General features: G+C 70.5%; 18 protein-coding genes. All 18 read right to left on the bottom strand.

Translation table 11 applies throughout. The features are described from left to right. Nucleotides 1-7: 7 nt before the first annotated feature. Nucleotides 8-2,626, bottom strand: a complete 2,619-nt coding sequence (locus tag ACFWU6_RS01555; RefSeq protein ID WP_383977497.1) for a hypothetical protein — start codon at nt 2,624-2,626, stop codon at nt 8-10. 143 nt (nt 2,627-2,769) lie between these two features. Then, the gene (locus tag ACFWU6_RS01550; protein ID WP_383977494.1) at nt 2,770-3,246 is read right to left on the bottom strand and encodes a hypothetical protein; all 477 of its coding nucleotides are present in this window, start codon (nt 3,244-3,246) and stop codon (nt 2,770-2,772) included. Then, nucleotides 3,243-3,722, bottom strand: a complete 480-nt coding sequence (locus ACFWU6_RS01545) for a phage tail tube protein (protein ID WP_383977492.1) — start codon at nt 3,720-3,722, stop codon at nt 3,243-3,245. Before ACFWU6_RS01545 ends, ACFWU6_RS01550 begins: the two co-directional genes overlap by 4 nt. A 66-nt stretch (nt 3,723-3,788) precedes the next feature. After that, on the bottom strand, nt 3,789-4,223 hold the full coding sequence (locus ACFWU6_RS01540) for a minor capsid protein (RefSeq protein WP_383977489.1): 435 nt from the start codon (nt 4,221-4,223) through the stop codon (nt 3,789-3,791). Further along, nucleotides 4,213-4,569: a minor capsid protein gene (locus tag ACFWU6_RS01535; protein WP_383977486.1), complete on the bottom strand. Its 357-nt coding sequence runs from the start codon at nt 4,567-4,569 to the stop codon at nt 4,213-4,215. Before ACFWU6_RS01535 ends, ACFWU6_RS01540 begins: the two co-directional genes overlap by 11 nt. Further along, nucleotides 4,566-4,883 (bottom strand): hypothetical protein, encoded by a 318-nt coding sequence (locus ACFWU6_RS01530; protein WP_383977483.1) that lies wholly within the window; start codon nt 4,881-4,883, stop codon nt 4,566-4,568. Before ACFWU6_RS01530 ends, ACFWU6_RS01535 begins: the two co-directional genes overlap by 4 nt. Then, on the bottom strand, nt 4,874-5,293 hold the full coding sequence (locus ACFWU6_RS01525; RefSeq protein WP_383977481.1) for a hypothetical protein: 420 nt from the start codon (nt 5,291-5,293) through the stop codon (nt 4,874-4,876). Before ACFWU6_RS01525 ends, ACFWU6_RS01530 begins: the two co-directional genes overlap by 10 nt. 10 nt (nt 5,294-5,303) lie before the next feature. Further along, nucleotides 5,304-5,813 (bottom strand): hypothetical protein, encoded by a 510-nt coding sequence (locus ACFWU6_RS01520; protein ID WP_383977478.1) that lies wholly within the window; start codon nt 5,811-5,813, stop codon nt 5,304-5,306. Between the two features lie 9 nt (nt 5,814-5,822). Then, complete coding sequence (locus ACFWU6_RS01515; RefSeq protein WP_383977476.1) at nt 5,823-6,152, bottom strand: hypothetical protein; 330 nt, start codon at nt 6,150-6,152, stop codon at nt 5,823-5,825. After that, nucleotides 6,149-6,718, bottom strand: coding sequence for a hypothetical protein (locus ACFWU6_RS01510; protein WP_383977473.1), 570 nt, complete (start codon nt 6,716-6,718; stop codon nt 6,149-6,151). The genes ACFWU6_RS01515 and ACFWU6_RS01510 overlap by 4 nt, the downstream gene beginning before the upstream one ends. Further along, the gene (locus ACFWU6_RS01505) at nt 6,715-7,197 is read right to left on the bottom strand and encodes a hypothetical protein (RefSeq protein WP_383977470.1); all 483 of its coding nucleotides are present in this window, start codon (nt 7,195-7,197) and stop codon (nt 6,715-6,717) included. The genes ACFWU6_RS01510 and ACFWU6_RS01505 overlap by 4 nt, the downstream gene beginning before the upstream one ends. A 2-nt stretch (nt 7,198-7,199) precedes the next feature. Then, nucleotides 7,200-8,264, bottom strand: coding sequence for a major capsid protein (locus tag ACFWU6_RS01500; protein WP_383977467.1), 1,065 nt, complete (start codon nt 8,262-8,264; stop codon nt 7,200-7,202). Nucleotides 8,265-8,277: 13 nt separating this feature from the next. After that, nucleotides 8,278-9,006: a hypothetical protein gene (locus ACFWU6_RS01495; RefSeq protein WP_383977465.1), complete on the bottom strand. Its 729-nt coding sequence runs from the start codon at nt 9,004-9,006 to the stop codon at nt 8,278-8,280. 56 nt (nt 9,007-9,062) lie between these two features. Continuing rightward, a complete protein-coding gene (locus ACFWU6_RS01490) occupies nt 9,063-11,024 on the bottom strand; it encodes a phage minor capsid protein (RefSeq protein WP_383977462.1) in 1,962 nt (653 codons plus the stop codon). Between the two features lie 18 nt (nt 11,025-11,042). Continuing rightward, nucleotides 11,043-12,557, bottom strand: a complete 1,515-nt coding sequence (locus ACFWU6_RS01485) for a capsid protein (protein WP_383977459.1) — start codon at nt 12,555-12,557, stop codon at nt 11,043-11,045. Then, complete coding sequence (locus tag ACFWU6_RS01480) at nt 12,544-12,738, bottom strand: hypothetical protein (protein ID WP_383977456.1); 195 nt, start codon at nt 12,736-12,738, stop codon at nt 12,544-12,546. The genes ACFWU6_RS01485 and ACFWU6_RS01480 overlap by 14 nt, the downstream gene beginning before the upstream one ends. After that, nucleotides 12,738-12,899, bottom strand: a complete 162-nt coding sequence (locus ACFWU6_RS01475) for a hypothetical protein (protein WP_383977453.1) — start codon at nt 12,897-12,899, stop codon at nt 12,738-12,740. Before ACFWU6_RS01475 ends, ACFWU6_RS01480 begins: the two co-directional genes overlap by 1 nt. Next, nucleotides 12,896-14,173, bottom strand: a complete 1,278-nt coding sequence (locus ACFWU6_RS01470; protein ID WP_383977450.1) for a PBSX family phage terminase large subunit — start codon at nt 14,171-14,173, stop codon at nt 12,896-12,898. Before ACFWU6_RS01470 ends, ACFWU6_RS01475 begins: the two co-directional genes overlap by 4 nt. Nucleotides 14,174-14,206: the final 33 nt, after the last annotated feature.

Genomic DNA, 14,206 nt, shown 5'->3' with positions numbered 1-14,206 from the left:
GGGCCTCCTATCCGAATGCGGTCTGGACGTTGCCGCGGCCGTCGACCTGGACGATGCGGCGGATGACGGCCTTGAAGCTGTCGGGGCCGGCGAGTTCGACGATCAGCCGGCCGCCGCCCGCGCCGCCCGCTGCGCCGCCCGGGCCGCCGGGAACCATGCCGGGCAAGGCGCCGGTCAGGCCGCCGAGCTGCGACTGGAGGCCCGGAGTCGCCTGGGTGATCCCTCGCCGGAAGCCCTCGATCAGGCTGACGCCGGCGGGGGTGAGAATCCTTGCGTCGAGCGTGGCCGGGCCCTTCCAGTCCGGCAGCATCGACGTAAGCCGTCCCAGGGTCGACTTGACCTTGCCGAAGGCGCTCGTGATGCCGTCGATAAACCCGGACACCAGCCGCGACCCTGCGTTCCAGAGCAGGGAGCCGAGGTTGCCGAGGGCGTTGACGGCCTGCCCGGGGAGTGCCCGGATCTGGCCGATGACCTCGGACACCTTCTCTCGGGCGCCGGAGACCATCCGGCCGCCGGCCTCCTGAATCCGCCCCCACAGCGCCATAGCCAGCCCGGCGAGGGCGACGGCGGCGCGGCCGGGGAGTTCCCGGAAGAGCTGCATGAACTGGTCGATCACGTTCTTGACGAGCTGTTTCGCGGTCGCCCAGGCCCCGGAGAAGTCTCCCCGGAGGAGCTGGGTGATCATCTGGATGGCGGGGACGACGATCAGGGTGATCGCCTGCCCCAGCCCGTCGGCGAGGAGCCCGGCGAGCTTCGCGATGACGTCGATGACCGGCAGGATTACCGGCATCAGCGCCGTCAGGACGTCCGCGACGAGGAGGATCAGCGCCTCGATGACCGGCCCGAGAGCCACCATCAGCTCGGCGAACATCTCAGCGAGCTTGGCGACGATCGGCGCGAACGCCGCGGCCTGCGCCGTGATGATCGGCAGAACAGCCTGAATCAGCACGAGCAGGGCGTCGATGATCGGCTGGAGGACGGGAACCAGCGCCGCGAGGATCGGCGACAGGGCGCTCATCAGGATCGTCGCGAGCTGCGACACCAGCGGAGCGATGGCCTTGAACACGTCCGCAACGAACGTGAGCAGCGGCATCAGAGCGGGCAGGAGCTGCCCGATCAGGTCCCCGATGACCGGCAGCAGCGGCGACAGCGCGTCCAGGAAAGCGCCGACCGCGACGGCCACGGCCTCCAGAACCGGGCCAAGAGCCCGGATGATCGGCTCCAGCGCCGTCCCGAGCATCTGGATCAGCCGCTGGACGGGCGGCCCCAGCGCGGTGAAGACCGGTGCGATGGCCTGGAGGGCCATCGTGAGGAGCGGACCGATCGTCGTGGCCAGCGTCGCCATCGTCTGGAAGATCGCCTGGAGTCCCGACTGGACGGCCGGGGAAGCGAATGCCGCGGCGAGGGAAGCGGTGATCTGCTGGAGGGTGCCGATGAACCCGCCACCGGAGGCTTGTGCAGCCCCGAAGACGGAGCCGATGATCGAGAAGACGTTCCCGGCGACCTGGCCGAGCTGCCCGATCAGGCTGACGGCCTGATTGATCGCCCCCTCCATGGCCCCCGAGCCGTACGCGGCGGTGACCTGTTCGGACGCTTGGCTCAGGCCGGCGCCGAGGGCTTCGGTGATCCGGCCGAACGCGGGCGCGGCGGCCGCTGCAACCTGCATGAGGGCGGTGACGAACTGGCCGGGTGCCTGCGTCAGGTTCGCGAGGCCCGTGTTCGCACCTAGCAGGGCCTTGCCGAGGACGCCGTTCTCGCTCATCTCGACGGCCGCGGCGCCGACGCCCTTGGCCATGTAGTTGAGCGAAGTTGCTGCCTCGCCGAGCTGCTGCTTGAGGATCGGCAGCGTCGAGGCGCCCAGGTCCCGCAGCACCACATCGAGGCCCTTGAAGAGGTTCTGCTGGACGCTCTGCTGCATCGCCTTGAACTGCGGCTGCAACGCCCGAACCTCGCGCGCGAACGAACGCGCGGACGGGGCCAACTTCTTGAGGGCCTCCTCGAAGGCGGCCGGATCGGACGGGTCCATTGCTGCGGACACCGCATCCGAGACGCCGACCATGCCGAGCTTGAAGGCCTGGGTGGCCAGCTGGAGCGCGAGAACGCCCGTCGCGGCGACAGCCGCCGCCGGAGCGATCTGCACCAGCGTGCCCACCAGGCTCGCGGCGAGCGGCACGGCGGCGCCGAGCTTGGCCGCCACCCCGCCCACCGACATGGCGATCTTCCCGAAGGTGGCACCGGCCGACTTCAGCCGATCGGTGTCCACGTTCATCCCGCGGAGGCCGGCCGTGACCCGCTGCAGCCGGGACGTGAGCGATTCGCCCATGCGCTCGGCGGCCTGCCGCACCGCCCGCATGCGGCCCTCCATGGTCCGCATCTCCGCGTCCACGACGGAGGAGTAGACGACCGTCTGCCGGGCTGCCTCGCCCATCTCGTCGCCGACGCCGGTAAGCGCCCGCTCCATGACCTGCCCGGCATCGACGAACCGCCCGCGGAGGTCCCGCAGGCGCCCGTTGGTGTCGAGGCGGAAGCCCTCCATGCGGAGCTGGCTGGACGCGAGGCCGCGCTCGAAATCGGTGTTGTCCGCGCGGATGTAGCCGACGAGTTCGCCGATGGTCATCGCGGTCATGCCGGCGCCCCCTGGTGGTCAGCCGCGGAGCGCGGCACGGATCTGTTCGGGGTCGTCGATCACGGCCAGCTCTTCACCCGCGAGGCGCATGAACGCGGACTCGGCCGACAGGGCGTACAGGTAGTTGCGGAACGTGCGCCGGTTCAGCCGCGAGAGACCTTGCGCGTCGATGCCGTAGGCCGCGCGGAAGTCGGCTTCGATCGCCCACCAGTACTCGCGGATGAGGCGCGCCTCGCGGCTCGGTTCGGTGGGGTCGCTGGTGCTTTTCCCTCGGCGTTCGCCCTGATGACGAGGGCGTGGGCCTCTGCGACGGTCAGGGGGTTGCCGTCGGCGTGGGACATGCCGTAGGCGATGAGGACCTGGAACTCGGTGGCGCCCATGCCCTTGGTCTTCCAGTGCGTGAAGGCCTCGGGTCCCACGTTGAAGAGGAGCGCGACGAGTTCGGCGAGGTCTTCCTCGCGCGCGGACTCCTGGAGGTCGGCGAGGCGCTGCTCCATCGCCATCGGGATATCGGAGGGCATGTGGACGGTGATGCCGCGGATGTCCTCGGTGGTGGTGTTGCTGACGTCGGCCCAGTAGGCGTCGAAGCTGTCCGGTGTCCGCTTCTTGGCCGCGGTCACGGCTTGGCCGCCGTGGTCGACGGGCCGGAGCGGGTCACGGTGACGGCCCAGCCCGTCTTGTCGTTGTTGCCGCCGCCCTGGTCGCCGAGCTGCCAGGTCGACTCCGCCCACACCTCCCAGGTGGTGTCACCCGGGGCCGCGAAGCGGAACCCGCACAGGGACTCGTCGCCGAGCCGGGCGGCCTGCGCCTCGGCGAGGGCCATCGCCGGGTCGAGGGCGCCGGTGGAGGGGTCCTTGAGCTTGAACCCCTCCAGGGTCATCCCCTTGCCCTCCTGCATGTTCTGCGACTCGGCGCGGCCGTCGGACCCGAACGTGGTGGTGTCGGTGGTCTCGTACTCGTGCGACAGGGAGAAGGTGTTGATGCCGCCCTTGCCGGAGCCGGCCGTGGCGGTGCGGAACGCGACCCAGGTACCGGGGTTGAGGTAGTCCTCGATCTGGAACTCGCAGTCGCGAGCGTTGAACTTCTGAGCAGGCATGACGGGCCCTCCGGGCATGACGAGGAGCCCGCCGGCAGTGCCGTGCGGGCTGGAAATGGGGGTGGGTCAGGAGCGGTGGATGCTCGTCTCGCGGATCTCGAACTCCAGGTTCACGACGTGCTCATGCCGCCGGTTGTCGTCCACGCCCAGCGACTCGGGGGCTGCCTGGAGCGCGATGCACGAGATGACGTTCGTGCCGTCCGGGAGGACGACCGGGCCCAGGCCGTGCAGCGCGCTGCGGATCGCCTTCGCGCGGCGCCGGGACACCCGCGGGTCCGTGCCCCCGCGGACGCGTACCTGTACGCGCGGCTGGTCGTAGGGCAGGAGGCTGTCGGGCTCGGGCCCGCCGTAGCCGGTGAGGACGACGCAGCCGTCGGGGGTGGAGGGCATGGCCTCCATGAACAGGTCGCCACCGACGGCGTCCGGGTCGTAGTCGACGAGGTCGCGTGCGGCGAGGTAGCGGGCGATGCCGTCGAGGAGGTCCGGCTCGTCATCGTCCACGCAGCCACCTCCCCAGCGGCACGGCCATCAGCCGGAGCATCACGTCGCGCTCCGAGTTCATCGGCTTTTCCAAATACTTCGCGGAGCGGCCCGGCGCGTGCTTCCAGGTCAGCTCTTCGTGCTGGCGGCGGGCGTACACGGTGTCGTAGGTGACGAAGCCGTTCAGGCCCGCTCGTACGACCCGGCCGGAACGTTCCAGGGTGCCCTCGTCGAGGGGGACCAGCTTCCGGGACTCGGCGAGGAGGTGCTCCAGAGCTTTCTGCACGCCCTCCTCAGCCGCCCTGCGGCCGCGGGTCGTGGCGCCGAGGCGGCCGCCCTGCCACCGCATGCGGGTGTACATCGTCATGTGAGGGTCACCTCCCGATGGTCGGGTGTGGGCAGGCCGCCGCCGTCGTGGAGCGCGGACGTGATGACCGATGCGGCCCTGCCGGACGGGGTGGTGACGCGGGATTCGGGCGGACAGCTCTGGCCGGGCAGGAGGTACACCGTGGTGCTGGCCACGACCTCCTCGCCCTGCGCGTTGCGGACCGCCCGCACTGTCTCCTCGACGAGCGCCCTGGCAGTGACCGGAGCCGCATACCGCGGGCCGTGCGCCGAGTCCCCGAGGTACGCCTCGATCGTCACCGTATGGACCAGGACGAAGCCGGGGATCACGCCCACAGGCCCACCGCCCCCATCCGGAAACCGACCGCTAGGAGCTCCGAGGACTGGAGGGCGTCCCACACTGCGGGGGCGACCTGCCGGCCCGGGGAGTCGGCCCCGTTGACGGCGGTGACCGACCGGCTGAGCTGAACGGAGCCGATCTTGACACTGCCCCAGCCCGCCGATGAGGCTCCGGTGATGTCGCCGACGTCGACACCCCACTGCGCCTGAGCGCACGTGGCGCGCGCGAGGGCGGCCGCTACCGCGGACTCGGTGGGCAGGCCCGCGGTGTCAGTGGCGTACGAGCAGTACCGGAACACCTGCGCGTCGAGGAACTCGCTGGCGCGTGCGAGCCGGTACTCGATGTCGTCGGGGGCGGCGCCGCCGGTGTACTCCTCGTACTGGTCGGCGGTGGCGTAGATCCGCACGTCGGCCCCCTCAGGTGCTGTTGCCGACGATGATCACGTCATAGGTCACCGACGTGCCGCCCGCACTGTTGGCGATCTTGATGAGGTCGGCGGTCGTCGCCGTCACGACCATCCCCGTCGGGTCCGCACTGCCGCACATCGCGGCGAAGCACATGCTGGGGCGCAGCGTGATCGTCCCGGCCGCGTTCAGCAGGCCCACGAAGTCCGCGGAGGCGTTGGCCCCGATGACCACGTTATTCGCGTTCGCCGTGGCCGCCGCGATCAAGATGAACTTGATCCGGGCGAAGGAGGTGGTGGCGCCGTATGCGTCGGTGAGGGCGCCGGCCAGGTCGAGGGTCTCCGTCGCGGACGCGGCCAGGGTCCGGGTGTCGGCGAACACCCGGTCGGCCTTGCCCGCGCCCGCGCCGCTTTCGAGGTGGACGCCGTACTTCTTCGTCAGGGAGTCAGCAGCGGCACTCAGGTCGGAGGCCTTCGTGTTCTGGACGCTGACGCTGATGCCGATATCGCTGGTCACAGCCATGACTGCTCCTTACCTCCGTCGCCGGGTGATGGGCTCCGGAGCAACCTCGGGAGCTGGTGTCTCTTCGCTGACCTCGGGTGCCACGGCAACCGCCTCGGCCTCCGGCTCGGGCGGGTCGATCTCCTCGACGCTGTACCCGGGCTCGGCCCGGAACCAGGCCAGCGCCCGCGCGTGCCGGACCGGGTCGGTGACGACCGCATGCCCGTTGGCGAAACCGACGCCGTGGACGCCGCCGGACACCGGCCCGGGCGCACTGATGCGGTACCGGGCCGGCAGGACGGGCAGCGGCGGGGGCGGGCCCTCCGGCTCCTCGGCCGGAGCGGTTCCGCCGTCCATCACGTTGCCAGGACGAGCGGAACCTGGCGCTTGAACGCCGGGGTGGCGATCGTGGCCGGCGCCGTCGTGGTCAGCGAGGACCCGGAGGTCTGCGCGAGGTTGCCCTCGCCGGTCAGCACGGCCTTGGCACCGACGGTCCCGACGAGGGTGGGCGGGGTCGTCGCGGTCACGTTGATCGCGGCGTAGTACATGCCCGACTTCGTGATCCGCTGAGCGGTGGCCAGCGCCAGCGTCTTCGCGGTGTCCGCAGCCCAGGCGGTGCTCGTCTGGTCGGCGGTCTGCGCGAGGAGCGCCCCGGCACCGGAGTAGAGGGCGAACCAGTACGCGGTGGGGGTGCCCGCAGCGGTCCCGCCGGAGATGAACGTCAGGTTGGTGATCAGGTCGCCCTCGTTGAGGTAGACCGGGACCGACGTCATGACGCCCGTGGCGAGCGCGGTGACGTCGTCCAGGCCGACCCGGGGGAGGTTCGTCCGGTGGAAGACGGCGCCGGGGTCGGGGCGGCCGGCGACGTTGAGCCAGGACAGGTCATCGCGGACGTTGCCGCGGTATGCGCCGAGGACAGTGCTCACTTCCCGGCCTCCTTCGTGTCGTCGGCCGGGGCCGGGATGGTGTCATCAGCGGGGGCCGGCTGCTTGGCGGCCAGTACGGACTCGCGGTGCCGGGTGATGGAGCCGCGGTTCTTGCCCGCTGCCTCGGCATCCAGGACGCGCTCGGCCTCGGCCGCGTCGGCGCCGTCCAGGTAGGACAGCGTCTCGGCGGTGTTGTGGTCTGCGGGGTCAAACCGGCCAGCGGCGAGAGCGCCGGTCTGGGCGATGGACCCGCCCGTCAGGGTGGTGAACTCCTTGGGGTCCGCGACCGGGTTCACCACGACCGGGGCGTCGCCGTTCTCGACCTCGCGGATGCCGTACGCGCTGCGCTGGAAGTATGCGAGGGCGCTGCGGCCCTCGTCGGTGGTGTTGTTGACGTAGCCGGTCCCGTCGCGGAAGGGCACGCCGACGATGTCGCCGGTGTAGGTGCGGACCGGTGCGCTGATCTCGAACTGGGTCATGATCAGGCCACCTTCACGTTGCGCAGGACGCCGCAGCTCTTGGTGTTGCGGAGGACGGCGCCGACCGGGCCCATCTCGATCTCGCCGGACTTGACCGCTCCGGCCTGCGAGAAGTCGGGCAGCCAGGTCTGGACGAGCGGCTTCCCGGCGACCGAGGCGCCGTGGAAGCTGTCGAGGCCGAGGGAGACGGCGTAGATGTCGGTGAGGCCGGTGATGACGCCGCCCGCGCCGCCGCCGTCGGTGTCCGCGGACCGGATCGGGATGATCGGCGCGGAGCCGTCGGCGCGGTCGCCGAGGTCGACGAGGACCCAGTCGCCGTAGCGCTCGACGTTGCGGCCGAGGTCGTCGCGGGTCGCGGTGAACTGGCTCGCGCGGCGGGCCAGCGACTTGATACGGGCGATGCTCTTCGTGTTGCCCAGGATGGCCTTCACGCCGGCCGGGACCGCGCCGTCCGCGTTGGTGTCGCCGGAGCCGGTCTGCGAGCCGATGATGCGGGCGAGGAAGTCGTCGAACGCGTCGAACGCCGACATGGCGAGGTCTTCGCTGGTGACGCCGGACGGCGACCAGTTCAGGTAGCCCGTCGCGATGCCCTCGTTGATCGGCAGGTACTCGGTGGACTGCCCGGTCAGGCTCTTGTCGAGGCCGTCGAAGCCCGCGTCGTCGACTGCGACGTCGCCGAGGACGAGCTCCTGCTGGAAGCGGGTCCGGACCGAGGTGAGCTTCTGGCTCATCTGGAACATGACCTCGTTCGTCGCGGCCTGCCCGAGGTTGGCGAGGGTCCGGTCGACGGTGAACGCGCCGCCGAGCGGGTGCAGCACGGTGGTCTTCTGCTCACGAGTCGCCTGCTGCGCCGTGTACTCCTCGTTGACCCGGCGGAACTGCGCGGTCGACGGGGCGAGGAGCCGGGTGTAGCCGTAGACGAGGGAGCCGCCGCCCGTGCCCGGGGTCACGGTGTCGTCCCACACCATGTTGTCCATCAGCCAGCTGTTGCGGCGCAGGTTGTCGATGACGGCGTAGTCGATGTCCGGCGCGGAGTTGAGCTGCGCCTGGGCGAGGGTCACGGGCATGGGTTACTCCTGGTCAGGTCTGGTAGGTGTTCCGAATCGCGTCGGACAGGGAGCCGGAGCGCTTCCGTGCGGCGCCTTCGCCGGTGCCGCCGGAGAGGTCGCGGCCGGACGCTGCGGCCACGGGCGCCCCGGCCAGTGCCGGGTTGTCCTTCACCGCCGCTTTGATGGCCGCCTCGATGGAGTCCCCGAACCCCTTGTCGGAGGGGTCGAGGTCGGCGATGGCCTTGAGGAAGCTGCGGGAGTCGAGGAGCGCGCGAGCCTGACGCTTGTCGGCGGCGTGGTCACGGACCGCCAGTTCGACAGCCTGCTCGCGGATACGGGCATCGCGCGCGCTGACCTCCTGGTCCCGCTCGGCCGCCGCCTCGGCGCGGCCCTTCTTCTCGGCGGCCGCGACGGCCTTCTCCTGCTCGGTCATGCTCTTCTCGCGCAGCTTTGCGAGTTCCTCGGCTGCGGTCTTGCCCTGCTCGGCCGCCGTCTTGTTCTCCTTGGCGCGCTGCTCCCACTTGCGGGCCTCGGCCTTCCAGTCCGTGTCGTCACCGCTGGGAGCGGGGGCGGCCGGAGGTGTCGCCGGGGGCGTCGCGGGCGGGGTGGCGGCCTCACCGGCGGGCGGGGCTCCGGCGGATGCGCCGGCGCCCTCGTCGCTGCCACCCGCGATGGTGTAGATCGGTCGGCCGTCCGTGCGGAAGCCGAGGATCTTGCCAGCGGGGTGCGAGGCGAGCGGGTGGTGGAAAGGGGTGTGCATGGTGGGCTCCCTTTTCGGGATCATCCGGCGGTCACCGTGCGGTGGGGGCCGGGAAGTCAGTGGGCGCGGCCGATCTGCTCGCGCGCGGGCTTGCGGACGATGTGCTCGTGCGCAGCGACGTGCGCACGGGCTTCGGCCTGCCAGTGGCGGACCTTCGCCGCCGCCTTGAGGCGCGCGGACTCGTCCATGGCGGCGGCCTGGCGGCGCTTCCACTCGCGGATATGCCGCTCGATCGCGCGCTGCCGCTGGGTGTCCGCGTACGTCGTACCCGGGGTGGGGTGATGTGGCGGCTTCGTTGTCACTCCAGGCAGGTAAAGGCCTAGACTGTGACGACAGTTGTGCACCACCAAGCCCCCGGCGACGTACCAACCGTCACCGGTCTGGAGGTTGTAGACGTGCCCAGCAAACTCACGCCTGCCGACGTTGACCACCTGATCGCTCGATACCGAGCTGGTGAGAGCCAAAGCCAGCTGGCGACCTCCTTCGGCATCAGCCAGGCTGCCGTCAGTCGCTGGGTCCGCAAACGCGGTGCCGGAATCAGCCGTAGTGAAGCCGAGACCCGCAAGTGGGCCGCCATGAGCCCCGAGGCCCGAGCCACCCAAGTGGCGAGGGCACATGACGCCGTTCGCGGCATGACCCGCACTAGCGAGGACCTCGAACGACGAGCCATCGGCAAGCAGCGCACCGGCGCCAGCGCCACCAGCGAGGAGCTGGCCATAGCCGAGCTGCTCCGCGCCCGCGGGCTCACGCCCGTCAGCCAGCAGGCCCTCGGCAAGTACAACCTCGACATCGGCATCGAACCCGTCGCCGTGGAACTGTTCGGCGGCGCCTGGCACATGCACGGAGCCCACTGGGAACGCCTGCCGCAGCGCGTCAAAGACATCGCCGATGCGGGCTGGAACCTTCTCATAGCCTGGACCCACACCGTCCACCCGCTCGACACCCTCGCCGTAGCGCAGGACGCGGCCGCCTACCTGGATCTCTCCCGCAGCGACCCATCCTTCCGGCGTCAGTACCGGGTGATTTGGGGTGACGGACAGTTCATTGCCGCTGGCAGTGTGGATGACGACAAGGTCACCCTCGTACCATCGGGAATCCGCGGCGCGTACGCCCGAAGGCGCGGTAACGAGGACGTCCCCAGGGAAGCAGTTGGGGTGGAACAGGCCCTTTGACCGGGCCTCCGGCAGCGAACCGGCCACGTGCACGGCGACCGTCGTGGGCGGCCGGAACGCGGCGCGCAGCCCGGTCGGCTGGACGGCGTGCTCGACCCGGACCGTGTGCGGGCCCGGCCCCCCGGCCAGCGCCAGGACTTCGCCCTCCCACGGCTCACACAGCTCGCACTCCAGCGGAGCATCCGACACGATCACCAGGCCCTGGCCGACCTCGGCCATCGCGTCAATATGCCCGTCGATCGCGGCCCGCGCCGTCACGGAGCGGGCGGCCATCTCGGCGTACGTGGCCAGGTTCCACCCGTGGCCGCGCGAGTCGACGAAACCCACGATGCCGCGGCGCGCGAACTCATCGAGCGCGCGCTGACTCGCGTCGCGGCGGGTCATGCCGGTCAGGAGCTGTGTCCCGGCTGCCCGGGTGGTGATGTTCCGGAACACGTCGAGGATCGCCCGGGTAATCCGCTGGTACAGGGGCCGGGTGTCTGCCGCGAACGAGGCGGCCAGCCGGTCCACGGCGGGCGCCCCGGGCAGGATTCGGCGGACGTGGAGCTCCCGGCCGGTGTCAAGCGCGCCGAGCTCGGCGACAGCGGCCTGCCGGCCCCGCCCGTACGCCGTCATCAGGGCCTCCGCGACGGCGCCGTTCGCGTCCTGCTGCAGCGCGTCGGCGACGGTCTCGACCGCTTCGCGGAGGTCACCGACTGCACGCAGCTTCAGCTCGGCCCAGCGGGGCGAGTCGATGCCGGACATGAGGGCGTCCCGAAGGATGGAGATCAGGGCGTACTCGGCGTCCTCGTACAGCATGCTGACCGCCGCGGCGAGGTCTTCGGCCATGGCCGGGGAGACGGGCATCGGACCGCCTCCCCAGGGCTATTCGGCGCCGACGGCCGCCGGGTCGGCGACCTCACGGCCGGACTCGCGCATGATCCGGCGGACTTCGGCGGCCTGCCAGTCCGCGTCACGGTCCTTGTTGACCAGCGCCACGAGCGTCTCCGTGGACATGGCCTCGGCACGGCGGTACAGCTCGGCGGACTCCGCCAGCACCTTGACGTCGTCCTGCACTGAGTCGGCGAACAGCACCTGCGGGCGCTCCACCGGCACCGAGGACAGGCCGGGGAACAGGTCGGAGGCTTCCAGCATGAGGATGACCTCCGTCTGGTCGGCGATGCCGACGCCCTCCAGCTCCGACTTCCGGGCCCGCGTGGACATCGAGCGGGCGTTGCGGGCCTTGATCTCCGTCGCGGTGACGGCCGGGCCGCCGCCGTCTTCGCCGAGGGTGCCGCTGCTGTACCCGGCAGTGTGGATGACCCGCCCGAACAGGTCGGCGAGGGTCTCGCGGTGTTCGACGTGCCGGATCTTGAACTGGTTCTCGGTGATCTGGTGATCGCTGGTGGGCGGGATGTTCATCTCGGCGAAGACCTCGCGATCCTCGAACGCTACGCCGCGGCCGGGGCCCATCGACTGGAGGTAGCCGGCCGGGACCATGATTCGGGAGCGGGCGAGGCGCACGTCGCGCATCCAGCTCGTGTACGTCTCGTCGATCGCGGAGAGCAGCGTTTCTGACCCCTGGTAGTCGCTGGTGCCGAGGCCGGCGGCGCCGGGGAGGTCATGCCAGTCGGGGGCGGTCATGGTGTTGGGGATGTACGAGGTGGCGAGTCGCGTCCCGATCGGCAGGTTCTGCACCGGCACCAGGCGCTTCGTCTCGTCGAAGGCGCCGAGGTCGATCGGTTTGCCGAGGTTGTCCTCGGTGCCTTCGTAAACGCCGTGGAGGATGACGCCGGGCTCGTGCCGTTCCAGGTGCCGGATCACCTTCTGTCCGTCGACGGCGAGGACGGTCCAGAACGTGACTCCGCGGAGCCGCTCGTGAAGGAAGGTGGGTGCGGCGCCGTCGGCTCGGACCATGGAGATCCACGGCCGTTCGCTGACGTCGCGGTCCCAGACGGCACGCAGGTAGGCGCCGCCGAGTGCGGCGGTGACCTCGGCCTGGGCGAGCAGGGTGCGGCGGAGTCCGGTCTCCATGAGGTCTTCGAGGCGGTCGCGGGTTGCCGTGTCCTTCGTGATGAGCTTGGGCGGCTCGGAGAACAGAAGGTCGCTGGACGTCCGCGCGAGGTCTCGGGCGAGCGGCATGTGGAGCTTGGTGCGCTTCTCGCCGAGCGGGGTCGGCTCGCCCCAGAACCAGCGGGCGACGGTGCCGACGAGGCCGCCGCGGTACTGCGACGGCCTGTTGAGGGGCTGCCCGAAGCTGCGTCCGTCGCGGTGCCGGTTGAGGTAGCGGTACGAAAGGCGGTCGGGGTTCGCGGAGTACCAGGCGGACCAGTCTGCGATGTCGCTTCGGACGGCCGGGTCGATCGGGGGCCACGGTGCGCCCCGGTCAGGCAGCGGCATCGGGCACCTCCTCGGAAGGGCTTTCGAAGGCGTCGGCGGCGGCGCGGAGCATGTTCGCGATGGCCTTCCGGTTGACGGTGACCTGCCCGTTGCCGTTGATGGGGAAGTCAATGGTGGCGATCTCGGCCTCGGGGGCGTCGCCGACGCGGAGAAAGACGGGGAACCGGGCGATGAGGGCCATCAGGTGCGGTCCACTTCGACGACGAGGCCGGCGTACTGGAGCCAGGACGAGGCGAGTTCGTCGTAGCGCTCCATGAGCGGCAGGTTCGTCATCTCCAGCTCGGCGGCTTCGAGGAGGCGGGCGGCGTTGTCGAGGGCCTGCTCGGCGTTCGGTCGGCTCACGCTGCCACCTCCAGGGTCGGGCGGAGCAGGCCCCGCCATTCGTGCGACGTCGAGTGCAGCGCGTACCGCAGGGCGTCGACCGAGTGGTCGTCGACTTTCAGCGGCTTGTCCTCGCCCTTCTCGGCGGCCTTCGGGTCCCAGGCGTACGAGCCGATCTCCGACAGGAGGCCCTTGCACGAGCGGTGCACGGACAGCACGTTGGAGCCGAGGGCCACCGACACCGAGCGGATGCCGTCCTTGACGTCGTTCTGCGCCTTCGCGACGCCGGGGACGCCATCGGCCCACAGCTGCGTCATGAACGAGGCCGCGGACGGGTCGACGAACACCCACTGAGGGGTCACCCCGCGCGCGCCGCCGTGCTCGTGCGTAGCGAGCCAGTCCCGTACGCCCTGGCTGTATGCGGCGTCGGTCAGCTGCCGGCGGGCCGTCCGGGAGTCGTGCCGGTACTCGCTCGCCACGTACAGCCGGCTGTCGCTTCCGACGCCGACGAGCAGCGCGGAGAACGGGTTGATGGTGCCGTAGTCCAGCCCGACGCACATCCACCGGTCGATGGCCGGGACGATGTCGACAATGTGCCGGGCCTCGTCCCACATGTCGTAGACGACGCCCTCGGCCAGGCACCACTCGCCAAGCACGTAGCGCTTGTAGAACAGCCCCTGGTACTCGACCTTGAGGTCGGCGACGTACTTGGCGGGCAGGTAGGGGTTGTCGTCGAGGCTGAAGCTGAAGCGGTGCAGGTCGATCGCATCGGCGGCCTGCGACTCGGAGATTGTGCCGTCGCGGCGCACGTGCATCCGGGCCCGGTCCAGGAACTTCTTCTTCAGCCAGTGGTTCGGCCCCTCGGGGTTGGTCGTGCCGAACCACTGCGCGCCCTCGATGGACAGGCGTGTGCCGAGCATCGAGAAGAACGTCTCGGGGAACGTGGTCACCTCATCGAGGTACGCGCCCGCGAGCGTGAGCCCCTTGATTTTTTCGGCGGCCCGCTCGTCGTTCGCCCCGGCGGTGTAGATCGTCCGGCCGAGGAGGACCAGCTCGCCCGCGCCCGCCTTGTACACGCAGCGCTTCGGGCCGAGCATCTCGATCATCGGGTCGATGATGTTGCGCTTCAGGGTCCGCTCGGTCTTGCCGACCATGAGGAGCGGCCCGGCCGGGCCGGTGCGGACGTACCGCAGCCACGCCATGATCGAGGAGATCGTCTTCGACGAACGGACCGCGCCCTCCCACAGGTTCCCGCGGGCGGTCGCGAGCTGGGTGGAACGGAGCTGCTTCCCCACGAGGGCCTTGTACACGGCAGGGCCCCTCCCGGT

The sequence above is a fragment of the Streptomyces sp. NPDC058674 genome, assembly GCF_042716505.1.
In the GTDB taxonomy this organism is placed as follows: Bacteria; Actinomycetota; Actinomycetes; order Streptomycetales; family Streptomycetaceae; genus Streptomyces.
Note: the sequence above shows the minus strand (reverse complement) of the source record. Positions and strands in the feature narration are given on the sequence as shown.

Excerpts from the sequence above, each read along its gene's own strand:
- ACFWU6_RS01545 (WP_383977492.1), bottom strand. The coding sequence starts at position 3,722 with ATGCCTGCTCAGAAGTTCAACGCTCGCGACTGCGAGTTCCAGATCGAG.
- ACFWU6_RS01480 (WP_383977456.1), bottom strand. The coding sequence starts at position 12,738 with ATGGCCCTCATCGCCCGGTTCCCCGTCTTTCTCCGCGTCGGCGACGCC.
- ACFWU6_RS01485 (WP_383977459.1), bottom strand. The coding sequence starts at position 12,557 with ATGCCGCTGCCTGACCGGGGCGCACCGTGGCCCCCGATCGACCCGGCC.
- ACFWU6_RS01535 (WP_383977486.1), bottom strand. The coding sequence starts at position 4,569 with ATGACGATGTACACCCGCATGCGGTGGCAGGGCGGCCGCCTCGGCGCC.
- ACFWU6_RS01555 (WP_383977497.1), bottom strand. The coding sequence starts at position 2,626 with ATGACCGCGATGACCATCGGCGAACTCGTCGGCTACATCCGCGCGGAC.
- ACFWU6_RS01505 (WP_383977470.1), bottom strand. The coding sequence starts at position 7,197 with ATGACCCAGTTCGAGATCAGCGCACCGGTCCGCACCTACACCGGCGAC.
- ACFWU6_RS01495 (WP_383977465.1), bottom strand. The coding sequence starts at position 9,006 with ATGCACACCCCTTTCCACCACCCGCTCGCCTCGCACCCCGCTGGCAAG.
- ACFWU6_RS01490 (WP_383977462.1), bottom strand. The coding sequence starts at position 11,024 with ATGCCCGTCTCCCCGGCCATGGCCGAAGACCTCGCCGCGGCGGTCAGC.
- ACFWU6_RS01520 (WP_383977478.1), bottom strand. The coding sequence starts at position 5,813 with ATGGCTGTGACCAGCGATATCGGCATCAGCGTCAGCGTCCAGAACACG.
- ACFWU6_RS01500 (WP_383977467.1), bottom strand. The coding sequence starts at position 8,264 with ATGCCCGTGACCCTCGCCCAGGCGCAGCTCAACTCCGCGCCGGACATC.